Origin of the sequence: Bacillus sp. K2I17 (genome assembly GCF_002209985.1) — a bacterium.
In the GTDB taxonomy this organism is placed as follows: Bacteria; Bacillota; Bacilli; order Bacillales; family Bacillaceae_G; genus Bacillus_A; species Bacillus_A wiedmannii.
The window spans coordinates 1-20307 of record NZ_NJGF01000001.1 but is presented as its reverse complement, the minus strand read 5'-3'; the positions used below and the strand labels follow the sequence as shown (position 1 = coordinate 20307).

At 34.2% G+C, this 20307-nt stretch carries 29 protein-coding genes and 1 pseudogene; 27 read left to right on the top strand and 3 right to left on the bottom strand.

Features of this window, described 5'->3' with window-relative positions; genetic code table 11:
- Positions 1–113 precede the first annotated feature (113 nt).
- From CER22_RS00145 to CER22_RS00120, 7 genes are all read left to right on the top strand, one after another.
- Positions 114–398, top strand: a complete 285-nt coding sequence (locus tag CER22_RS00145) for a hypothetical protein (RefSeq protein WP_088608050.1) — start codon at positions 114–116, stop codon at positions 396–398.
- Positions 399–499: 101 nt separating this feature from the next.
- The gene (locus CER22_RS32890) at positions 500–676 is read left to right on the top strand and encodes a hypothetical protein (protein WP_179211908.1); all 177 of its coding nucleotides are present in this window, start codon (positions 500–502) and stop codon (positions 674–676) included.
- Position 677: 1 nt separating this feature from the next.
- Positions 678–1616 carry a DnaD domain-containing protein gene (locus CER22_RS00140; protein ID WP_088608049.1) on the top strand — a complete coding sequence of 313 codons (939 nt, stop codon included), beginning with the start codon at positions 678–680 and terminating at the stop codon, positions 1614–1616.
- Complete coding sequence (dnaB, locus tag CER22_RS00135; protein ID WP_088608048.1) at positions 1613–2935, top strand: replicative DNA helicase; 1323 nt, start codon at positions 1613–1615, stop codon at positions 2933–2935. The genes CER22_RS00140 and dnaB overlap by 4 nt, the downstream gene beginning before the upstream one ends.
- Before the next feature lie 2 nt (positions 2936–2937).
- Positions 2938–3126 (top strand): hypothetical protein, encoded by a 189-nt coding sequence (locus tag CER22_RS00130; RefSeq protein WP_088608047.1) that lies wholly within the window; start codon positions 2938–2940, stop codon positions 3124–3126.
- The gene (locus tag CER22_RS00125; RefSeq protein WP_088608046.1) at positions 3101–3463 is read left to right on the top strand and encodes a cell division protein SepF; all 363 of its coding nucleotides are present in this window, start codon (positions 3101–3103) and stop codon (positions 3461–3463) included. Before CER22_RS00130 ends, CER22_RS00125 begins: the two co-directional genes overlap by 26 nt.
- 72 nt (positions 3464–3535) lie before the next feature.
- Positions 3536–3727 (top strand): DUF3954 domain-containing protein, encoded by a 192-nt coding sequence (locus CER22_RS00120; RefSeq protein ID WP_088608045.1) that lies wholly within the window; start codon positions 3536–3538, stop codon positions 3725–3727.
- Between the two features lie 318 nt (positions 3728–4045).
- On the opposite strand, the gene CER22_RS00115 is transcribed toward CER22_RS00120, so the two are convergent.
- Positions 4046–4363 carry a hypothetical protein gene (locus CER22_RS00115; RefSeq protein ID WP_088608044.1) on the bottom strand — a complete coding sequence of 106 codons (318 nt, stop codon included), beginning with the start codon at positions 4361–4363 and terminating at the stop codon, positions 4046–4048.
- Positions 4364–4424: 61 nt separating this feature from the next.
- On the opposite strand from CER22_RS00115, the gene CER22_RS00110 reads away from it, so the two are divergent.
- Both CER22_RS00110 and CER22_RS00105 read left to right on the top strand, forming a co-directional pair.
- Positions 4425–5576 carry a lipase family protein gene (locus tag CER22_RS00110; RefSeq protein ID WP_088608043.1) on the top strand — a complete coding sequence of 384 codons (1152 nt, stop codon included), beginning with the start codon at positions 4425–4427 and terminating at the stop codon, positions 5574–5576.
- On the top strand, positions 5573–5851 hold the full coding sequence (locus CER22_RS00105) for a hypothetical protein (RefSeq protein ID WP_042516336.1): 279 nt from the start codon (positions 5573–5575) through the stop codon (positions 5849–5851). Before CER22_RS00110 ends, CER22_RS00105 begins: the two co-directional genes overlap by 4 nt.
- Positions 5852–6014: 163 nt before the next feature.
- Here the strand turns inward: CER22_RS00105 and CER22_RS00100 are convergent, their stop codons facing one another.
- Together CER22_RS00100 and CER22_RS00095 are read right to left on the bottom strand one after the other, a co-directional pair.
- On the bottom strand, positions 6015–6227 hold the full coding sequence (locus tag CER22_RS00100; protein WP_088608042.1) for a hypothetical protein: 213 nt from the start codon (positions 6225–6227) through the stop codon (positions 6015–6017).
- Between the two features lie 45 nt (positions 6228–6272).
- Positions 6273–7256: an S-layer homology domain-containing protein gene (locus CER22_RS00095; protein ID WP_088608041.1), complete on the bottom strand. Its 984-nt coding sequence runs from the start codon at positions 7254–7256 to the stop codon at positions 6273–6275.
- 355 nt (positions 7257–7611) lie between these two features.
- On the opposite strand from CER22_RS00095, the gene CER22_RS00090 reads away from it, so the two are divergent.
- From CER22_RS00090 to CER22_RS00005, 18 genes and pseudogenes are all read left to right on the top strand, one after another.
- On the top strand, positions 7612–8097 hold the full coding sequence (locus CER22_RS00090) for an ArpU family phage packaging/lysis transcriptional regulator (protein ID WP_088608040.1): 486 nt from the start codon (positions 7612–7614) through the stop codon (positions 8095–8097).
- Positions 8094–8636 carry a site-specific integrase gene (locus CER22_RS00085; protein WP_088608039.1) on the top strand — a complete coding sequence of 181 codons (543 nt, stop codon included), beginning with the start codon at positions 8094–8096 and terminating at the stop codon, positions 8634–8636. The genes CER22_RS00090 and CER22_RS00085 overlap by 4 nt, the downstream gene beginning before the upstream one ends.
- Before the next feature lie 194 nt (positions 8637–8830).
- Positions 8831–9937, top strand: a complete 1107-nt coding sequence (locus tag CER22_RS00080; protein ID WP_179211907.1) for a GTP pyrophosphokinase — start codon at positions 8831–8833, stop codon at positions 9935–9937.
- A 444-nt stretch (positions 9938–10381) separates the two neighbouring features.
- A complete protein-coding gene (locus tag CER22_RS00075) occupies positions 10382–11080 on the top strand; it encodes a hypothetical protein (protein ID WP_088608037.1) in 699 nt (232 codons plus the stop codon).
- Positions 11081–11145: 65 nt separating this feature from the next.
- The gene (locus CER22_RS00070; protein ID WP_088608036.1) at positions 11146–11466 is read left to right on the top strand and encodes a Rho termination factor N-terminal domain-containing protein; all 321 of its coding nucleotides are present in this window, start codon (positions 11146–11148) and stop codon (positions 11464–11466) included.
- Positions 11463–11855 carry an HNH endonuclease gene (locus CER22_RS00065; protein ID WP_088608035.1) on the top strand — a complete coding sequence of 131 codons (393 nt, stop codon included), beginning with the start codon at positions 11463–11465 and terminating at the stop codon, positions 11853–11855. The genes CER22_RS00070 and CER22_RS00065 overlap by 4 nt, the downstream gene beginning before the upstream one ends.
- A gap of 83 nt (positions 11856–11938) precedes the next feature.
- Entirely contained in the window at positions 11939–12364 is a 426-nt protein-coding gene (locus tag CER22_RS00060) for a P27 family phage terminase small subunit (RefSeq protein ID WP_142293412.1), read from the top strand.
- The gene (locus CER22_RS00055) at positions 12361–14085 is read left to right on the top strand and encodes a terminase large subunit (protein WP_088608034.1); all 1725 of its coding nucleotides are present in this window, start codon (positions 12361–12363) and stop codon (positions 14083–14085) included. The genes CER22_RS00060 and CER22_RS00055 overlap by 4 nt, the downstream gene beginning before the upstream one ends.
- A 66-nt stretch (positions 14086–14151) precedes the next feature.
- A complete protein-coding gene (locus tag CER22_RS00050; RefSeq protein WP_088608033.1) occupies positions 14152–14844 on the top strand; it encodes a hypothetical protein in 693 nt (230 codons plus the stop codon).
- A gap of 63 nt (positions 14845–14907) precedes the next feature.
- Positions 14908–16092: a phage portal protein gene (locus CER22_RS00045; protein WP_088608032.1), complete on the top strand. Its 1185-nt coding sequence runs from the start codon at positions 14908–14910 to the stop codon at positions 16090–16092.
- Positions 16082–16651: pseudogene (locus tag CER22_RS00040) on the top strand (HK97 family phage prohead protease); the annotation flags it as partial. The gene CER22_RS00045 and the pseudogene CER22_RS00040, both read left to right, overlap by 11 nt.
- A gap of 12 nt (positions 16652–16663) precedes the next feature.
- Entirely contained in the window at positions 16664–17968 is a 1305-nt protein-coding gene (locus CER22_RS00035; protein WP_088608181.1) for a phage major capsid protein, read from the top strand.
- Position 17969: 1 nt separating this feature from the next.
- Positions 17970–18230: a head-tail connector protein gene (locus tag CER22_RS00030; protein WP_088608031.1), complete on the top strand. Its 261-nt coding sequence runs from the start codon at positions 17970–17972 to the stop codon at positions 18228–18230.
- The gene (locus CER22_RS00025) at positions 18208–18540 is read left to right on the top strand and encodes a hypothetical protein (protein WP_142293411.1); all 333 of its coding nucleotides are present in this window, start codon (positions 18208–18210) and stop codon (positions 18538–18540) included. The genes CER22_RS00030 and CER22_RS00025 overlap by 23 nt, the downstream gene beginning before the upstream one ends.
- Entirely contained in the window at positions 18530–18859 is a 330-nt protein-coding gene (locus tag CER22_RS00020) for a hypothetical protein (protein ID WP_088608029.1), read from the top strand. The genes CER22_RS00025 and CER22_RS00020 overlap by 11 nt, the downstream gene beginning before the upstream one ends.
- Positions 18859–19242, top strand: coding sequence for an HK97-gp10 family putative phage morphogenesis protein (locus tag CER22_RS00015; protein ID WP_088608028.1), 384 nt, complete (start codon positions 18859–18861; stop codon positions 19240–19242). The genes CER22_RS00020 and CER22_RS00015 overlap by 1 nt, the downstream gene beginning before the upstream one ends.
- A gap of 5 nt (positions 19243–19247) precedes the next feature.
- A complete protein-coding gene (locus tag CER22_RS00010; protein ID WP_088608027.1) occupies positions 19248–19865 on the top strand; it encodes a phage tail protein in 618 nt (205 codons plus the stop codon).
- 25 nt (positions 19866–19890) lie between these two features.
- Positions 19891–20277: a hypothetical protein gene (locus CER22_RS00005; protein WP_088608026.1), complete on the top strand. Its 387-nt coding sequence runs from the start codon at positions 19891–19893 to the stop codon at positions 20275–20277.
- Positions 20278–20307 lie beyond the last annotated feature (30 nt).

The following is a 20307-nucleotide window of genomic DNA, read 5'->3' as shown; positions in this document are numbered from 1 at the left end:
GTGCTTGTCGTTACAACCAGAAAGGGGATTGTTCCTCCCATACCCCTACAATGTTCCTTTCTGGTTGTAACGATGCGTACAGCATCAAATTAATTAGAAAGGAGATGTAATTCATGAATGATAAATACAATCGTCTTCATGATCTAGTTCTTCCAGGAGATTTTTCATTTGCGGATAAACTTCATAATTGTATGGTTGCATGCGTTCATAACATGTTTAATGCAGAATCAACCGAAGAATCAAATCACTGGGAAGAAGAGCTGGAGCGATGTATGAGGGAATTTAAAATGCTTCGTGATACAAAAGAGGAACATGAGGCATCGATGAGTTATCGTGTAGTGATTAAAGGTTTAAGAGCAAGAGGAGTTAACGCTTCGTTAGTAACACGTAGAAAATAAAAAGATCTATCACTTGGCAGAGTGATAGACAAACGGTTTTGCAAAAGATCTTAGGATTAATTATATCAAATTAGCATTCGTATAACAACGGAGTGTGCTACATGCTTTTAAACAAATCATTATATAGAGTGTTGTTGAATCCTAAAGTGTCTCAACAAGCAACATCAGAGCAACAACTAATTTACTTAGTAAAACAATATCTCAAAATAGGATACAAGAATTATCGCTTATTACGTGTAGAGGACGGATTCGCGATATGTAAACGGGAGGATGAATAATATGGCAGTTTATAGACCAGTACACGTTTCATTTTGGCAGGATTCATTTGTTTTAGATCTTACACCTGAGGAAAAGTATTTCTACTTATATTTAATGACAAACAGTAAGACATCTCAATCAGGAATCTATGAGCTTCCACTTCGTATCATTGAAACTGATACAGGATATAACCGTGAAACTGTTATGAAGTTATTAGAACGTTTTGCTGAGTACGGGAAAATTAATTACAACCAAAAAACAAAAGAGTTGTTCTTAATTAACTGGTTGAAATTCAATCCGATTAAAAATGTAAACATTGAAAAGTGTGTTTTAAAAGAGATTCAATCTGTGAAGGACCAAGATTTTTTAGCTGATTTCTATGAAACATGTTTGCAATTAGAACGTGAACAAGATTTCAAAATCCCTCGCATTAAGGAGTATTTATCAGTCCGTTTGGAGGGGCTTATAAGGGGCTTCCAAGACCCTAGCAAGGAAGAAGAAAAAGAAAAAGAACAACAACAAGAAGAACACGCAAGCGCGGAAGAAGTTGTTGAGGTTAATCCAATTTCTTTTTACGAACAAAACTTCGGACTGATTACACCTTTTATTGCAGATGGTATTCATGCATGGATAGATGATTTAAATGCAGAGCTTGTTGTAAAAGCTATGGAAATCGCTTTAGAGAAAAATACAAGAAACATGAATTACGTAAATACAATTTTAAGGGATTGGCACCTTAAGGGATTGAAAACAATAATGGACGTTGAAGCAGCTGATAAAGCATTTCGTACTCAGCGATTAACAAAAGCGCAGCAACAGACACAAGCACCTTATCGACAAAAAGGCTTATCGGAATCTACTAAAAGCGTAATACAGCAGCAACAAGCATGGGAGCAGAACATTCCAACAGAAGAAGAACTTGCAGTACTTAACCAACAGAATGCGTGGTTGGCCCAATGAGTAACGATATGATTCGTAATGTAGAAGCTGAACAAAGTGTTTTAGGTAGCATTATCCAAGAAGGCGATTTAATTAAAGATTGTCAGCTAAAGGTAAAACAGTTCTCTTCACCAACGCATCAAGTGATTTTCAAGGCGATGAGAGAATTAGAGGATGCTGAGGTTCCGATAGATCTTGTTGCTCTCATTGGAAAATTCGATGAAAGCTTTATGCACCAAATTGGCGGAATTGAATTCTTTGTAAACTTAACAGAAGTTGTTACGACTACTAAAAACTTCTCGTATCACGAAGGCTTAGTTATCGAAGCCTGGAAAATGCGACATGCTCAAGAGGTTGCTGGTAACTTATATAATCGCCTTCAGCAAGATAGGGATATGAGTGCTATTAGTACGTCAATTGATGAATTAAGCGCCATTGAAGAAACGGGTTACTCAGATGAATTTAACTTGAAAGATACGCTTGTTGATTTGTATAAGAAAATGCAAGTTGATGTAGGGGATTTAACCGGTATTCCAACTGGTTATGACGACTTGAATAGAATGACAGCAGGGTTACAAGAAGGCGATTTAATTATTGTTGGTGCCCGACCTTCAATGGGGAAAACAGCATTTGTATTAAACGTTGCTTTTCATGCAGCAAGTGCTCATACAGCAACAGGAATCTTTTCGCTCGAGATGGGGGAGGAACAGTTACTTAAGAGGATGATTTCAAGTACTGGAAATATTGACGCTACGAAATTAAAGAATCCTAAGAAGCTATGTAATTTAAAGGATTGGGAAAAGATTAGTCAAGCGATGGGGTTAATTAATGATTTGCCATTAGAAATTTACGATAAAGCAAATGTAACGATGCAAGAGATTTATGCAAAGGCTAGGAAATTAAAGCGTAAGTACACTGATAAAAAGGTTTTAATTGCAATTGATTATTTGCAGCTTATTGTAGGGGATCCGAAGCATAGAGGGAACCGCATGCAAGAAATAGGTGAGATTAGTCGTAAGTTAAAACTGATGGCAAGAGAATTAAATGTATGTGTAGTTGCATTATCACAGTTAAGCCGTGCTGTAGAAAGTAGGCAAGATAAGAGACCGTTGCTATCAGATTTACGTGAAAATGGTCAAATTGAGCAAGATGCGGATTTAATAGCATTCTTATACCGTGAAGACTACTATGACCGCGAGACAGAAAATAAAAACATAACGGAAGTTATTTTAGCGAAACAGAGAAATGGCCCAGTTGGTGTGGTTGAACTAGCATTCATTAAAGAGTTTAGTAAGTTTGTAAATTTAGAGAGAAAGTTCAATCATCAACAGGAGGCTTAATCATGTTGTTACGTCAGGAAGTAGAACGTAGAAAACTAGTAATTATTCGCAAACTATTAGGTCTGGGATTATCGGAAATTAACGGACAAGCATTAGATCGACTAACGTTGACGCAACTTGAAGGAATCTTAGTTACAAGCTTGCAGGTATTGGAGGGGAAAAACAATGCCAAAGCAATTAACAATTTTTGACGTGGAACCAGTTGCATCATTTGATCCTAAGAAAGCTCATATTCAACGTTTAAATTCAAAATTACGGTATGCAGATGTGGTTGTGCAAATACCACGTCAAGCCAAAGCGATTGATGAATTAAAACCGACAACAGCACCTGATGAGCGGTATGAGTTGTTTGAAGATTACGTAATAGGGATTTGGCGTTACAAACGAGCGGAGGATAAACAATTTGTATGGGAAGAGGCAGAAAAAATGTGTAAGCAAGCAAGGGATGAAAAAAAGCCGATTCCAATACGGCTCCATTTGCCACTTGAACAATCATTTGTCCCAGAAAATGTTGTGCAATATCTATAGACAAATAAAAAAAGCTGAGATTACTCTCAACTTACTTCGACAAAGTAATTATAACATATGGGAGTGATCTTGGTGGGAATTAGAAAAGAAAATCTTGTTGAAATGACAGCTGAAATAGATTTGAAAATAAACGGAATATATATTGTTAAAAATGGTCAGGTTCAGCTAATAGAACCACCTCAAAGTGGATTTGGTGAACAATCATTTGTATATCAAAGTGGAAAAGTAATTCGGATGGAAGAGCGGAAGACGAGATTACTTTAATACTATTTTAGAAAAGAAGATTTAAGAAAAAATCGAGATTTAAAGGAGTCTTGGAGTGCTAATTTTATGAGTTTTTTATTTTCAAAAAAGTATGTTTTAATTTGCGAGGATGATAGGACTGTGAAAAGGTCTATACGAATTGATATGAGATAGAGGGTATAATCGTTTATTTTGATTGTAAAGCAATTGAATTAATGGGAGAGTATGAAACACAAGGCCCAGACAAAGTTTAACTATAATCTTTATCTGGGTTTTGACTATGTATTTGATATTATAGAGGGTGAAAATGCTATTAGAGAAAAAAGTCAATTTGTAATGTTAATAACTTATACTACCAACTGTATAATCATTACTGTAATCTATACTTGCAGAAACCTTCTTCTTTTTGTCACCAGATATATTGCCAGATACCTCAAGCCTACTACGAGAGATATCTGTAGAAAATTCTACTTTTGTCACTGTAATATCCCAATTTTTCTCCTTTTTAAAATACTCGATAGCGGCTTGTGATGCTTTTTCTTTCATTTCATTTTGTTCTTTTTCACTATAAGGGTGGGTAGCCTTATAAATTTGATATATAGTGCACGAACCTAAACCTAAAACAACCAATAATGTTATTAAAAGGATTTTTTTCATTTCTTATCACCTCTATTGATATTATAATAGATGTAACAACAGTTAGAAAAGAGGGAATGTTATGGCAAATGAGATTTCAGATCAAGCATATCGAGAATTAGCCAATGGAGCATATAAAAGTGATGAAAGAAAAGAAATTAATAATAAAAGAGGAAGCGAAGTGTGGGAACCAATACATCCTAAAGGAGCAAAACTCCATGATAAGGAAACTGGTTTTGATGCGACAGTATATCAAAATACAGTGACTGGTGATGTTGTTGTTGCTTATAGAGGAACGGAAGGGGGAGAATCATTAGATAGATCAGTACCTGATTTTATAACTGATGCAAGATATATTTTAATGGGGCAGAATCCCATACAAGATGGAGAGAAAATAGATCCGTATGATAAAAGTCAAGTAATAGCGGCTAACCAGTTTACGCAATCAGTATCACTTTTAGAAATAGTAAAAAAAGAATATCCTAATCAGAAGATTTCAACTACAGGTCATTCTTTAGGTGGCGCCAATGCTCAATTTGCCAGTGCAATATGCGGTGTGCCCGCTGTTACTTACAGTGCTCCAGGTGTTTATGATATGCTTCCAAAGGACATACAGAAAAAAGTAGATGCAGGAGAATATAAAGGACAAATAACTAATTATATTAATCCGAAAGATACAATTTCTGGTGGCGCTCTTAGAGAAGATAAAACACATATTGGTGATACATATATGGTAAACTCTGATTTTAAAACAGCAAATAATGATTATGGAATGCATCAATTTGACAGATTTCTAGATTCAATAGGAGCAAAAGATTTTCACGGGATAAAGAATTACCACGTCGATGCGTTTGGAAATATAGATAATTCTATGCTAGTAGATGCTAATACAGGTGAAAAAATATATAGATCACCTAGATTTTCAATTGGAGGTGTTGGAGAAGTTAGGGTACTCATGGAATACTTAGAAGAATCGGCAAAAAAAATGCAACAAAGTGCGGAAGAATTTCAAAATCAGATACCACGAGTAGTTTCAGAAGTAATGCAGCATCTTAGTTCAACTAAGAGTCAACGTCTGGAGAGAAGGATTGAAGAATTGTATCATTGCTTAGATCAAACCAGTAGAGTATATGCGACAAAAGCCGGGGAAGTATCAGCTTTTATTAAGAGAAAAGCTGATGAATATAAGGCAGCAGATGAAAATTTTCAAGGATTTGAGTGGTTAAAAAAATGAGACAAATGTATTTTAATGAGGAACATATAGAAGCAGCATTAGGGCGTTTAACGAATTTGATTATAGATATAAATAAAAATCAAGAGAGAGTAAATGATATTTATAATCTTATACAAGCAGGTTGGTCGCAAAATGGAGCTGGAAAGAAAGCGATTGAGGATTTGGAGTATTTACGAAAAGAACTAAATCACTCTGTGAATGAAATTGAAACAAAGAAAAAGAGGTTGAGAGATGATTGGGAGCTTATTAAAGCAGTAGACAGGAGTTATAAATGAATATATGAAAATATTCAGAGCCGAAAGGCTCTATTATTTCGTTTTAAAATAAACTTTCTATAAAAATTTCATTTGGTCACAAATAAAAGAGCAGCTAGCAAAAGCTAACTGCTCATCTCCAGGGGAAATGGAGACTGGTATATCTATAGTATTGACGGGATATTTATTTTAAATCCAATTTACTTAAAGTAAACATTCCGACAGATAAGATGGCTGCGCCTACTGCAGAACCTAGCCAGTCTCTCCAGTCTAATGTATTTAAAGGTGTATCTGTTAAATCCATAATTAAGAAGATAGCAAACATTAATACACCGAATGCTATGCATCCCCAAAATGTTTGCAAATATTTAATCATCTTCTTTTGGAACTTGCTCATATAAATCACCCTTACTAATACCTTGTATTTTCATTTGTAAGTTATTTATTTTTTGTAACCAAATAAAACGCTAAGAGTGTGATACCTTTCAATTACAACTGTTCTTCTATCCAGTTCAAGCTCTTCATGTATTGGTCCTTCACTATGAATGATTTTTAATAATTCATCACCTTGTGTAGGAGTAAGGATATTTAAAAATTCTTTTATAGGTTTTTCAACAGCGGAAACATCATTATGAATAAATATTTTTGTTTCCCATACACTTCCATCTTGTATAAATAAATCCATTATATTAGACGTGGGATTCCCTTCTTTTCCATATGGGTTATATGTATAACGAAGGTCATTAAGGAAGAATCCATTTTCTTCAGCTACATGTTTTAATTTATTTGCATTGTTTTGTTGTTCTTGTTCAGGTGTTGGGTTTTGGTCTTTGAAGATAGATTTATACATAAATGTAGCAAATTGTTCTCTTGTTACATTGAATTTTCCGCCGTATTCATACAATCCAACCCCATCTGTTACACCATTTGAATATAAAGCTTTAATAGCTTCTCTAGCCCAGTGATTATTTGGAACATCATTGAATGGCGTACCCTTTTTTACCTCTAAATTAAATGCATGTTTTAAGATTACCGCCATTTCATAGCGAGTTAATGTATCATCTGGTCGGAATTTATCACTCCCATCACCAACCATGATTCCTGCTTGTGCAACGGCTTTGATACTATTTTCAAACATGTGATTCTTAATATCGTTAAAAGACGTCTTTTGTGTTCCGTTATCTTTTAAATTGAAGTAGCGAGCCATAATGGAAGCTACTTGTCCACGAGTTACGTTATCTCCAAATCCAAAAATCCCATCTCCATATCCATTAACTATTCCTTTATCATTTAAATAATTTATGGGATTTTCAGCCCAGTGTCCAATTGGTACATCTGTAAAATGTTTGGTTTGTGCGTGGGTAGTTGTTGCTCCGAATAAAGTTGCTGTGATTAAGCCGGTTGCAAGTACGCTTTTAAAGTTCATTACTATTCCTCCTAGGTAAAATTTAATAGTAGTATTATATAGATTATTTTTATGTGATAATCATATAAAGGTTTGCATCACTATATTATGATATTACTGTTATTTTGTGACGTCAATTAATTTGTGGGAATTTAAGGGATTTGTGAATTGGTAGATAAAATAACGACTTATCCAGCAAAGATCCTTTTAAAAGTAAAAAATCGTAAGAAGATGGTATAATAGTAGCAATTAAACATTTTGTCCTACTGGAAGAACCGGCGGACACTGAACTACAAAGAGCATTAGGAATATTGCTCTGTAGTTTGGTGTCCGCTTTTTGTATTTTATTAAGAAAATAGACAAGGAGCGTTTATATATGAATCAATTAACCTTTTTATCTAAAATTGATCGCGCAGCAACACAGGAGAAATTAGAGAGTCTTCTAGAGGAAGTGCGCATTTACAAACAGTTCGGAATGGTTCGAGAAGAAATGAAAGTGACTCCTTCGTATGAAGTGAGATATCATGGCCCTACAAATACAGTAGGAAATCCATTAGAAGATGTAGCTTTAGAAAATATAAAACGTAGTGAACGTGAGCAATACCTTAAAAATATGTCATTTCGTATTGATCAGTTTTTAAGCCGTTTAGGTAATGGGCGTGCAGGGAAGATTCAGAGAGACATCATTAATAAGCGTTATTTAGAAGAAGAAGACATATGTGATTATATGATTTATAACGAAATTGGCATGGCTGAACGTACTTATCGCCGTTGGAAGTCCAGAGCATTTTATAATTTAGCTTTTGCTCTTAGATTAGAGATATATGAAGTAGAAGATCGTAATGGAGGGAATAATCTATGAACTTTGTTCAACCTATTCGAGATCCAGAGCAAATAAAACAGATTAAAGAATATTTGAAGGAAAACAATGAACGTAATTATATTTTATTTGTAATGGGAATCAACACGGGTTTACGTATTAGTGACATTCTTAAATTGAGGATAGGTGATTTAAAAGGTAGTCATATTTCAATGAGAGAAAAAAAGACAGGAAAACAGAAACGGATTCAATTAACTCCAGCGTTAAAGAGAGAATTACGTTGGTATATTGAAGAAAGAGATGACGGTGAGTATGTAATTAAGAGCCGCGAAGGTACTAATAGACCAATTGGACGAAGTATGGCTTATAAGATACTTAGAAGCACAGCAGCAGAGTTTGGCTTAAAGGAGATAGGGACTCATACATTAAGAAAGACATTTGGATATCATATGTACATGCAAACGAAGAATATTGCTTTGCTAATGGAGATATTCAATCATTCAAGCGAGAAAGTAACACTTAGATATATCGGTGTAAACCAAGATGCAATGGATAAGGCTATGACTCGATTTAAAATATAGTAATATCCTTTCTATTTTTTTGTTCATTATAATTACCCATTTTTTATACGTTGTGTAACTCAAAAGGGAAAGTATTATGAAGCTATGAATATCAAGGGTTTCAGCGACAGGGGCAGTTACACAAAATATAAGATATGAATAATTGGTAAAATATAATATAATAATAAAAAATTGCAAAATGGGTGGTAATGTATATGGTTAGAAACGCTGTAAAAAAAGAGGCAAATGAAAAAGTGGATTCTGCAATTGAATGGTACAGAAAAAATAAAGATTATTATGAGAGACTCGCACTGAAAATTGAGCTAATAATTAAAGAAATCTTAGATTGTAGTAAGATTTCTTTTCATAGTGTTACATCGAGAGCAAAAGATATAGAAAGTTTTGGAAAGAAAGCCTCCAAAGATAAATACTCGGATCCAAAATGTGAAATATTAGATTTAGCTGCTATTAGAGTAACAGCTTATGTGGAATCTGATGTCAGTAAGATATGTGAAGTGCTAGAAAAAGAGTTTAAAATCATACCTGAACACTCATCTAATAAGTCGGATGTATTAAATTATAATGAAGTCGGATATAGGTCTGTCCATTATGTTGCTAAATTAAATGATAATAGAGCGAAACTACCTGAATATAAAAGGTTAGATGCTCCTTTTGAAATTCAGGTAAGAACGATACTTCAGCATGCTTGGGCGGAGATCGAGCATGATCGGAATTACAAATTTGAAGGAATTGAATTACCTGAACATGCGAAAATTAAAAGAAGATTCGCATTATTGGCAGGGCAACTTGAATTAGCGGATAGGGAGTTTGATTCTATTGTGAAGGATATAGATCTTTATAGCAATCAAGTAATTCAAGATACAAAGCAGGGGAAACTTGATATTCCAATTGACAGTATTTCGCTATCAAAGTATTTATCTAATAAATTGGAACCTATTTCGGAATATATTCAAAAAAACGAATTAATGCGTGATTCAAAATTAATAGTTAAGGAAGTTTTAAACTTTGGAATAATGACTTTATTAGATTTAGATAACTTAATAAATGAAAATGAGTTAATTGAAAAAATTAAAATACATGGAGAAAAAGGTCATAAGGCCAAAAGTTTTAACAGTGTTTTAAGAAGGTTAATGCTTATAGTAGATGCAGAGAAATATTTTGCAAAATCCTATACTGGCTATTGGAAAACAAGAATTGATGGCGCTCTTATAGATTTTATAGAACATAATGGTGTTAATAAAAATATTTTTGAGGAAAACAATGCTATTTCAAAGAGGAGAAGTGTAGCTTCTAAGGTATAATGGCAGAGTCATGACCGCTTTTTGGCAGTAAATGTGCCGGTTGTTTTGGAATCAACGTGGTATATTTGTATTGTGAGGAGTGGCGGAAAACACAACTTACTATGTTGTTTCTGAAATTCTAAACGGTTCGTAATGACGGCACATAAAATCCGAAACCAGCAGATGGTAGAGATTGAATGATACCGTTATTAGGGAGAGCTTTTGCTCTTCTTCCAGTTACTTAATAATGTACAAACAGATTGATGCAGTGCCATTAGGTGATTGGAAGAAGAATAAAACTTCATTTACCGTATTTATAGTAATAACATAAGATTTTGACGAAAGGGCAACTGATGCATGGTTGCTCTTTTACTTTTGTCATAAAAGTAATTTTTATAGAAAGTGATTTAGACGATATAATAAACCTATAACTAACAAAAATTATGAGTAGTAGGTGAATGCAAAATGGATAATACAATTGTAGTCGGTCTAATTACTGTGGGCACGACTCTTATTACTGCAGGCGCGGCTCTTGGTGGTGTGTATGTAACGGGTTATATGAATAATAAGAATGCTAAGCTTAATAGTAAGAATGACAGAATAAAGTGGTACAATAGTTCTTTGCTTCAAAATAAGATTGATATCATGAGTAAGTGTCAATTAAACTTAGCAAAAACTATCCATGCTATGGAATATTTTTGTGGAGATACAGGTAGATTTGAAATGAAAAAATCTTTAAATTTAAAATATCTAAATCCACATCAAGAACCTAGAATGTGGGAATTTAGATATAATGAAGTTACGGAGAAGCATAAAGAGGATTATATTGAATTGACTACTTCTAAAGCTAGAGAAATGGAATTGTTGGTAGCGGAACTACAAGAAACGCTAGAATTGACAAAAATATATCTAAACAATGATGATGAAAAAATGATAGATAAGATTTTAGGCTCAATTAAAGAAATTAATCATCAATTAGTAAATTCTATTAAACAATATAATGTGAGTATGGATGCTTATAAATTAGGCGATATAATCCAAGCTAAAAGTCATTTTGATAGATTATATGTAAACATTTTAGAAGAAAAAAAACAAACGTTAAGAATTATATCAAAGCATTTATACCCTAACCAATTAAGAGAAATAGATAATGATAATATTTAGCATTTAAAAAACATCCTTTTGGGTGTTTTTTTATTATGCAAAAATTACATAGGTGGTGTTAACAAATGATTACTGAAGTAAGAAAAACAATATCAGGTACAGAGTATTGGGATAATGAAAAAAAGAAGAGTCTATTTGTTCCGACTGGTAAAGAGCCAGGATTCGAAGTAACTGAAAATCCTGAGAGTATGATTGCCAATAAAGAATTAGCAACAGGTGGATATTATACTGCAAACAATGAGGGACAAGTGATTGGTGAATCAGGTACTGAACTTATCTTGAGTAACAAGACTGTGAAAGAGTTACGTGAGTATGCTGTTGAATTAAAGATTGAGATTCCAGCTGATGTTAAAAAGAAAGAAGACATCATTGAATTACTATCATGAAGTACTGTGACTTTAACGGCTGCCATAACAAGATAAGCAAGGGACGTTACTGTGAAGAACATAAGCGTAACAGACCAAGGAAGAAGAAAGATAAGAAGAACATCTATCATCACGAGAACAAACCATTCTATCGTACTGATGCATGGAAGTATGTTAGGTCAAAGGTATATGAAAGAGAGAATGGCTGCTGTCAACGATGTGGAAGGTTCGTCTTTGGTAGGCGTGCTCATGTTCATCATGTAATACCAATTAAAGAAGATGAAACACTTAAATTAGAAGAGAATAACCTCAGATTACTTTGTCCAGTTTGCCATACAATCGAAGAAAATGAAGACAAACCAAAAAAAGTTTTTCCGAGTTATTTTGGAAGCCCCCCTGTCAAAAAATAAAATTTGTCCTCTGGGGAGGATAGGTAGCGTAGGGGGCACGTCAATAGTTGCACCATTTTTAAAAAATGAAGGGGGGTGTGAAAATGGCTCGAATGTCAAAGAAGAAAAAGATGGAAATGCTAGATATAGCAAGGGATGAAGAACGAAATAGAATCATAAAATTATTGACTGATGAGGGTAATTTCACACCTTCACTCGAACCATTAATTGAAAATTACTTAGATGCTTTTATTATTTATAAAAACATGTTTGATGCTTGGAAAGATGATGGATTCGCTCCTACAAAAACGCATGAGAATAAGGCTGGAGCTAAAAATGAAATGAAGCATCCTCTTGCTCAACAAGTTGAAACTTGGAATGATAAGAAGAATAAAATGTTAGAATCTCTTGGGATGACGAATAAGGGGAAAAGTGTACAAAAAACGTCTAAAAATGCAGAAAACATTCAATCAAACGAGCCTAAAGATGAATTAGCAGCTCATCGAAATAAATGGCGGAAATCTAAATGATTATTACACCAGGCGTTAACTTTGCTGATAAATATGCGAACAACGTCATGCGCAATAAAAAGAAATACCCGAAATCAATCATTCTTGCTGTAGAACGTTATAAGAAGTGGAAAAAGCGTAAGGATATTTGGTTTGATGTAGATTGCGCAAATGAAATGTTGGATTTCGTTCAGTCTTTTATTCGTCATGTTAAAGGTCCACTTGCAGGTCAATTGATGGAATTAGAGCTTTGGGAAATGTTTGTTTTTGCAAATATGTATGGTTGGTATCATAAAAATGAAAAGGGAAAGACAGTTCGTGTTATTCGTGAATCCTATGTTCAAGTACCAAAGAAGAACGGGAAAACAATTATTGCAGCAGGTGCATTGCTCTATGCTATGTATGGAGAACTTGAACTTGGAGCGGATTGTTATTGTGCGGCATCAGACTATGAACAAGCGCAAAACGCAGCTGAACCGATTGCACAAGCAATAGAAAACTCTGAACCTCTGGCACGACCTACACAAATTTATAAAGGTGTTAATGGTACAGTTAGTGGTGCTATGTATCGATATAGCATCAACGGAATTGCATATCAAAATAAATTTAAAGTATTAACGAAAAACACTAAGGGTCTTGAAGGTAAGAACCCTTATTTTGTGTTGAATGATGAGCTTCATGCACAAGAAAATATGGACATGTACGATAATTTGAAGTCTGCACAGATTTCTCGTGAGCAACCAATGATGCTTAATATTTCAACGGCCGGTAAGGGCGCTTCGTCTGTTGGTATGCGTGTTTATAAGTATGCGAAACTAGTTCTTGAAAATGATGATGACGATTCCTTATTTGTTGCAATCTGGGAACCGAATAAAAATTATGATTGGGAAGATCGTAAAGTTTGGGAAATGGTTAACCCGAATATTGGTGTTTCCGTTACGATGGAGCAACTTGAAATTGAATTTAAAAAAGCGAAACAGTCCGCACATTCAAAAGCTGAGTTCCTTTCCAAACACTTAAATGTTTTCGTAAATGGTGCTGATAATTATTTTGAGCATGATCAAGTACAACATGTTCTTGTAGAAGACTTGGGTGATCTTACAGGTGAAATTTGTTATTTAGGATTGGACTTATCTAAAACAACAGACTTAACATGTGTAAGCTTAAACTTCCCTTCACATGATGATGAAGGAAAGTCACTTCTGAGAGTGAAACAGATGTATTTCCTTCCTAATGAAAATATTGATTTTAAAGAAAAAGAAGATAATGTTCCGTACACTGATATGGTTGAACGAGGTTTTGCTACGTTTTGTGACGGGAAAATGATTGACCAGGATCAAGTTATGGAATATATCGTTGAATGTATGGATTTGTACGATGTGCAACAAATAAACTATGACCCAGCGATGTCTCAAAAGTTAATAGAAAAGCTTGAAAATCTCGGTTTAGAATGTATTGCGGTAAATCAGTATCCTAATGTTATGAATGCAATGCTTGATGATTCAGAAATACTAATATATGAAAAGCGTTTAATTACAGACAATCCTTTATTTGTTTATTGCGCTCTTAATGTTGTAGTTGTAACAAATATTAACGGAATGAAAGCTCCGAGTAAAAGACAGTCCAAAAAGAAGATTGATGGATTTGTTGCTTTTTTAGTTGCTCATAAAGAAACGATGATGGTAATGGATAACGTAACAGAAGAGGGTATGGATAATTTAATTAGTGAAATATACAGATAGAAAATAGAAAAGTATATTTTTTCATTGTTTCCTTTGCTATGATGTAGTAAAGGAGCTGGTTTAGGAATGTACTTGGTAAATATTTTTTATGATGTTAATGGGAATTTTCAATGGGTAAGTATGACGGCACTTGCAGCCCTTATTGTTGGCATTATAGGTCCATTTATATCTATTTATAACAACAAAAAAACTTTAGAAAAACAAGAACAGATGAATATAAGTAATTTCAAAGGAAATGTAGTTGCTAAAGCCAGAATTGAATGGATTCAGGAAGTAAGAACAAAGAGTGTCGATTTTATGTCTGCAAGTTATAACTTAGTTCAGTTTATTCAATCTAACGATGATTTTAGAAACTTGGATGGTGAAACGGAAAAAGAGTTAAATAGATTAAAAGATGAAGTTCAAAAAAATGGGAACTTATTAATTTTATATTTTGGGCCGGATTCAAATAAGAATAATGATTTAATTGTATATTTAGTAACGAGTATAGTTGAACCATTAACTACTAATTCTCAATGGTACACAATAATAGATGCAACTATGCTTGCGGATAAGATTATGGCGTTAAAGGATTTTTTAAGGATTTATTTGAAGGCCGAGTGGAAAAGAGCTAATGGAGAAATTGATGAGTTGAACCTTCAAGACTATCTTGAAAAGCATAAAGCATATGTGAAAATTATGGAGATCTTTAGTAGTCATTTGAAAAAACATGAAAAAACAATTGATAAATATTACAAGGGAATGCCACAAAGATTATAAACTAAAACGCCCTAAGCATGGCGATAAACGGCTTATTTTTTATACCTAAAAGGCGGTGAGAAATTGGGTTTAAGAGATAGGTTTTCAAATTTTTTATTTAAAAAAGCTGAAAAGCGCGGTTATCTCGATGATGTTTTAGGAAAAAGCATACGTTACGGCGGTGTGTATGTTACGGATTCAAACATTTTGCAATCTAGCGATGTTTACGAATTGCTACAAGATATTAGTAATCAAATGGTATTGGCTGATATTGTTGTGGAAGATGAATTTGGGAATGAAATTAAAGATGATATTGCACTTCGTATTTTAAAGAATCCTAATAACTATCTAACACAATCTGAATTTATTAAATTAATGACAAATACCTATTTACTCGAGGGAGAAACCTTCCCAATATTAAATGGTGCTCAAATACATTTAGCTTCAAATGTTTTTACAGAGTTAGATGATAATTTGGTAGAGCACTTTAATATTGGTGGTCACGAGATTCCACCTTTTATGATTCGGCATGTAAAAAATATAGGCGCAGATCATTTAAGAGGAAAAGGTCTCCTTGATTTGGGAAGAGATACACTCGAGGGTGTTATGTCAGCTGAGAAAACTTTAACTGACAAATATAAAAAGGGTGGACTATTAGCATTCTTGTTAAATTTGGATGCTCATATCAATCCACAGAATGGTGCACAGTCAAAGTTAATCAATGCAATTTTAGATCAACTGGAATCAATTGATGAAGCAAGGTCTGTAAAGATGATTCCACTTGGAAAAGGATACTCAATTGAAACGCTTAAAAGCCCGCTAGACGATGAAAAGACCTTGGCATATCTAAATGTATATAAGAAGGATTTGGGTAAGTTTTTAGGCATAAATGTGGATACATACACGGAGCTAATCAAAGAAGATATTGAGAAAGCAATGATGTATATCCATAACAAAGCAGTGAGACCGATAATGAAAAATTTTGAAGACCATTTGAGTCTTCTTTTTTATGGCCAGAATTCGGGGAAACGAATTAAATTCAAAATTAATATTCTTGATTTTGTTACTTATAGCAACAAGACAAATATCGGTTATAACCTTGTTCGTACAGCTATTACTTCACCTGATAATGTTGCCGATATGCTTGGATTCCCTAAACAAAATACAAAGGAATCACAAGCTATATACATTTCAAATGACTTAACCGAAATCGGTAAGAAAGAAGCGGCAGATGGTTCGGTGGGAGGAGGTGAAGAGAATGAAAATTGAGGTCCGAGGGAATCAAGTCATACTTGATGGTTATGTAAATGTTGTGGACAGAGAAAGTCGGATGCTTCCTTCACCAAGGGGATATTTCAAAGAGAAGATTGTCCCTAAGGCGTTTGAAAAGGCGTTAAAGAAGGCAAAGAATGTGGACTTGCTGTTTAACCACAATAAGAATAGAAATCTTGGCTCTATTAAAAATGGAAATCTGGAATTGTACGAAGACAGTATTGGAGTAAGAGCCATTGCTACAGTTACAGATGAACAAGTAATTCAGAAGGCAAGGAATAAAGAATTACGTGGTTGGTCATTTGGTTTTGTTTCTGAAAAAGATTCATGGGAAGAGGGTGAATCTGGTATTCAAAAGCGATCTATTGAAGAATTAGAGCTTTTAGAAGTTTCTATTTTAGACATGACACCAGCCTATGTCGCAACTTCCATTGAAACCAGGGGAGAAAATACAGCCATGATTGAAATGAGAAGTGAAGAGGCAGCTGTAAAAACAGTTGTGGAAGATGATACAGGAGAAAGAAATAACATTATTAAACAAATAAAAAAAGTCCTGGGGAAAATTAAAATGAATTTAAAAGAAATCTTAAAAGCATCTCAAGCACGAAATAAAGCCCGATTAGCAGAATTGCAAGGGAAAGTAGAGAAGGGTGAAGTTCGTTCGGAAGAATTAGCAGCAGTTAAGGCTGAAGTAGAAGCATTAACAGAAGCAGCGAAAACTCTTGCTGATGAATTAGCGAAATTAGAAGCAGCCGAAAAGGAAGAAGATCCAGACAAAAAGGAAGATGAGGATCCAGAGAAAAAAGAAAATCCAGCAGCAAAAGAAAATCCAGATGCAAAAACGGAACTGTCAGAAGAACAACGTTCAGCTATTTCAGCATCTATCGCAGCAGCTCTTTCTACTAAAGGTCATCATACAAACAAAGAAACAGAAATTCGTTCCGTATTTGCTAACTATATTGTAGGTAATATTGATGAAAAAGAAGCCCGTGCATTAGGATTAGTTACTGGTAATGGTTCTGTTACGATTCCAGATTTCTTGAGTAAAGAAATTATTACGTATGCTCAAGAAGAAAACTTCTTACGTCGATTAGGAACGGGAGTAAAAACAAAGGAAAACATTAAGTATCCTGTTTTAGTTAAGAAGGCAGAAGCTCAAGGTCATAAAAATGAGCGAACAAATAACGAAATTCCAGAAACGGATATTGAATTCGATGAAATCGAGCTGTCTCCAACAGAGTTTGATGCGCTTGCTACAGTAACGAAAAAGTTATTGGCACGTACAGGTTTACCGATTGAGCAAATTGTTATGGACGAGCTGAAAAAAGCTTATGTTCGTAAAGAAACTCAATATATGGTTAATGGTGATGAAGCTAATAATATAAATGATGGTGCATTGGCAAAGAAAGCCGTTGAATTTAAAACGGATGAAAAAAATCTTTATGATGCATTAGTGAAAATGAAAAATACACCTGTTAAAGAAGTCCGTAAAAAAGCACGATGGGTGCTAAATACAGCAGCACTAACAAAAATTGAAACAATGAAAACAGATGATGGCTTCCCATTACTCCGACCATTTAATCAAGCAGAAGGTGGAATTGGCTATACATTATTAGGATTCCCTGTTGAGGTAGAAGATGCAATTGACATTCCAGGCGAACCAGATACGCCAGTCTTCTACTTTGGTGACTTCTCTAAATTCTATATTCAAGATGTTATTGGCTCATTAGAAGTGCAAAAGCTAGTTGAGTTATTCTCACGTACAAACCGTGTTGGTTTCCGTATTTGGAACTTACTAGATGCACAACTGATTCATTCACCATTTGAAAATCCAGTTTACAAGTATGTTTTAAAAGCAACAACTGGAGTTTAATATGGATGAATTAATTGAGAAATTAAAATCTCATATTCATTGGGAAGAGGGCATGGATGAATCTATGCTCTCTTCTTATATTAAGCAAGGTCAACGATATGTAAAAAAAGCATGTGGAAGAGAAGTAGAATACCTAGTCATTATGTGTGCAGGTATTTTTTATGAATATCGTGTAGCTGAAAAAGAATTAGGTCAGGCACTTGATGCAATGACACCTTTCTTTATCCAGGAGGTTTATGATGCCGAAGAGACAGACGAATAAACTCAAATGGATGGGTGAGCTACTTAAATTAGGGGAGACCATTGATCCAAAAACAGACCGTGTTGTGATGGGATATCCATTAGAACGCAAGATTCGTTATAACAATATTGGGGTTACGGCCACTGATAAATTCACGACAAAAGATACGAATGAAATTGTAAAGAAAATTGAGGTCCGGATTGATCGTGACATTGAAAATAATCAAAAGGATTACCGTGTAAAAGTTGGTGGCCGTATTTACGACATTGAGCGCATTTATGTAAAAGAAGAAGACCGATTGATGGAGGTGTCACTGTCTTATGCAAATTAATTTTGAACAATTGCGAAGCCTTATGAAGAAATCTGGTATTCCAGTTTCTCGTGATAGTGCTCCTACTAATACAGATTACCCTTATATTGTGTATGAATTTGTGAATGAGCAGCATAAGAGAGCTTCTAATAAGGTCCTAAAGGATATGCCGCTTTATCAAATTGCAGTTATCACAAATGGAACTGAAAAAGATTATGAGCCGTTAAAGGCTGTTTTTAATGAAGCAGGCGTTTCTTATTCTCAATTTGATGGAATGGGTTATGACGAGAACGATGATACCATAACGCAGTTTATAACGTATGTGAGGTGTATTCAATAATGGCATCTAATAATAATGGTTTTGCTGAAGCTTTGGAAGATATTAATACATTACTCAGGGTTAACCAAAAGGTAGAAAAGCAGTTTTTAGAAGAGGCAGCAGAATATTTCATAAGCAAATTAAAACCCAAAATTAATTTATCCAATAAAAACAAGAAAACTCATTTAAGAGAAAGTTTGAAAGTCTTTGTGAAAAATGATCTTGTATCTGTGGAATTCGAAGATGAGGCTTGGTATTGGTATCTATATGAAAATGGCCATAAGAAAGTAAGTGGCAAAGGTCGTGTGAAAGGTAAACACTTTGTACAAAACACTTTTGATGCAGAGGGCGACAAGATAGCCGAAATACTAGCTCAAAAAATAGTAAACAAAATGGGAGGATGATAGAAATGACAGTCACAAATAAGGAGATTCAATATAGTGTAGGCGTGGAAGATTTATATCTATGCATGATGGCAGGAGATGAATCCACTGATAAACTTCCTACTTATGAAGAGGAAATTTATAAACAAACAAATATTTCAGATTTAACGATTTCTACTACATCTACTAATTTTACAAAATGGGCTTCAAATAAAAAAATCATTAACATCGTAAAAAATACGGCATTTGGATTGGCTTTTAATCTTGCTGGTCTAAACCGTGAAGTTAAGGATAAAATCTTTGCTAAACAAAGAACAAAAGGTGTTTCTTTCGAAACAGCTAAAGCGAGAGAGTATCCTAAATTTGCAGTCGGTGTTGTATTTCCTCTAAATGATGGAACAAAACTTGTACGTTGGTATCCAAAATGTACAATAGCACCCGTAGAAGAATCTTGGAAAACACAAGGTGATGAGATGACTGTGGATGACATTGCTTACACAATTACAGCCGATCCATTGTTATACAACGATGTTACACAAGCTGAATTAGATACTGGTGCAGCTGATGCTAAAGGAATTAAAGTTGAAGACTTCTTAAAACAAGTTATTTGTGATGAGTCTCAAGTGGCTACATTAGCGGCATAAACAGAATAACAGTAGGAGGGATACTATGGCGCGCTTAAGTGATTTAGTTAACGTTAATATAAATGTAAATACAATTAAGATTCAAGGTGTAGAAATTCCGGTTGTCTTTACATTTGAATCATTCCCTTATGTGGAAGAATCTTATGGGACAGAATATCATGAGTTCGAAAAAGAAATGAATGAAATGATGAAAAAGGGACAATTTAGTTTAGGCGAAAAAGAGGCTAAACTTATGCGTTCTTTAATTTACGCAATGATTCGAAGTGGTGGTACAGAATGTACACCAGAAGAAATGAAAAATGCAATTCCTCTGTATGATCTACCTGATATTTTCCAAGTTGTATTTCAGATTTTCAGTGGTCAAACCTTCCAATACTCTGATATGGAGAAGCTGAAGCAAGAAAAAAAGTAAAAAACATACTGAATAAAAATAATGAATCTC

Coding starts and splice junctions, on each gene's coding strand:
- CER22_RS00050 (WP_088608033.1), top strand. CDS start 14,152: ATGTACTTGGTAAATATTTTTTATGATGTTAATGGGAATTTTCAATGG.
- CER22_RS00015 (WP_088608028.1), top strand. CDS start 18,859: ATGGCATCTAATAATAATGGTTTTGCTGAAGCTTTGGAAGATATTAAT.
- CER22_RS00075 (WP_088608037.1), top strand. CDS start 10,382: ATGGATAATACAATTGTAGTCGGTCTAATTACTGTGGGCACGACTCTT.
- CER22_RS00005 (WP_088608026.1), top strand. CDS start 19,891: ATGGCGCGCTTAAGTGATTTAGTTAACGTTAATATAAATGTAAATACA.
- CER22_RS00130 (WP_088608047.1), top strand. CDS start 2,938: ATGTTGTTACGTCAGGAAGTAGAACGTAGAAAACTAGTAATTATTCGC.
- CER22_RS00035 (WP_088608181.1), top strand. CDS start 16,664: ATGAATTTAAAAGAAATCTTAAAAGCATCTCAAGCACGAAATAAAGCC.
- CER22_RS00145 (WP_088608050.1), top strand. CDS start 114: ATGAATGATAAATACAATCGTCTTCATGATCTAGTTCTTCCAGGAGAT.
- CER22_RS00110 (WP_088608043.1), top strand. CDS start 4,425: ATGGCAAATGAGATTTCAGATCAAGCATATCGAGAATTAGCCAATGGA.
- CER22_RS00020 (WP_088608029.1), top strand. CDS start 18,530: ATGCAAATTAATTTTGAACAATTGCGAAGCCTTATGAAGAAATCTGGT.
- CER22_RS00085 (WP_088608039.1), top strand. CDS start 8,094: ATGAACTTTGTTCAACCTATTCGAGATCCAGAGCAAATAAAACAGATT.
- CER22_RS00100 (WP_088608042.1), bottom strand. CDS start 6,227: ATGAGCAAGTTCCAAAAGAAGATGATTAAATATTTGCAAACATTTTGG.
- CER22_RS00140 (WP_088608049.1), top strand. CDS start 678: ATGGCAGTTTATAGACCAGTACACGTTTCATTTTGGCAGGATTCATTT.
- CER22_RS00025 (WP_142293411.1), top strand. CDS start 18,208: ATGCCGAAGAGACAGACGAATAAACTCAAATGGATGGGTGAGCTACTT.
- CER22_RS32890 (WP_179211908.1), top strand. CDS start 500: ATGCTTTTAAACAAATCATTATATAGAGTGTTGTTGAATCCTAAAGTG.
- CER22_RS00055 (WP_088608034.1), top strand. CDS start 12,361: ATGATTATTACACCAGGCGTTAACTTTGCTGATAAATATGCGAACAAC.
- CER22_RS00125 (WP_088608046.1), top strand. CDS start 3,101: ATGCCAAAGCAATTAACAATTTTTGACGTGGAACCAGTTGCATCATTT.
- CER22_RS00030 (WP_088608031.1), top strand. CDS start 17,970: ATGGATGAATTAATTGAGAAATTAAAATCTCATATTCATTGGGAAGAG.
- CER22_RS00090 (WP_088608040.1), top strand. CDS start 7,612: ATGAATCAATTAACCTTTTTATCTAAAATTGATCGCGCAGCAACACAG.
- CER22_RS00115 (WP_088608044.1), bottom strand. CDS start 4,363: ATGAAAAAAATCCTTTTAATAACATTATTGGTTGTTTTAGGTTTAGGT.
- CER22_RS00105 (WP_042516336.1), top strand. CDS start 5,573: ATGAGACAAATGTATTTTAATGAGGAACATATAGAAGCAGCATTAGGG.
- CER22_RS00010 (WP_088608027.1), top strand. CDS start 19,248: ATGACAGTCACAAATAAGGAGATTCAATATAGTGTAGGCGTGGAAGAT.
- dnaB (WP_088608048.1), top strand. CDS start 1,613: ATGAGTAACGATATGATTCGTAATGTAGAAGCTGAACAAAGTGTTTTA.
- CER22_RS00060 (WP_142293412.1), top strand. CDS start 11,939: ATGGCTCGAATGTCAAAGAAGAAAAAGATGGAAATGCTAGATATAGCA.
- CER22_RS00070 (WP_088608036.1), top strand. CDS start 11,146: ATGATTACTGAAGTAAGAAAAACAATATCAGGTACAGAGTATTGGGAT.
- CER22_RS00065 (WP_088608035.1), top strand. CDS start 11,463: ATGAAGTACTGTGACTTTAACGGCTGCCATAACAAGATAAGCAAGGGA.
- CER22_RS00080 (WP_179211907.1), top strand. CDS start 8,831: ATGGTTAGAAACGCTGTAAAAAAAGAGGCAAATGAAAAAGTGGATTCT.
- CER22_RS00095 (WP_088608041.1), bottom strand. CDS start 7,256: ATGAACTTTAAAAGCGTACTTGCAACCGGCTTAATCACAGCAACTTTA.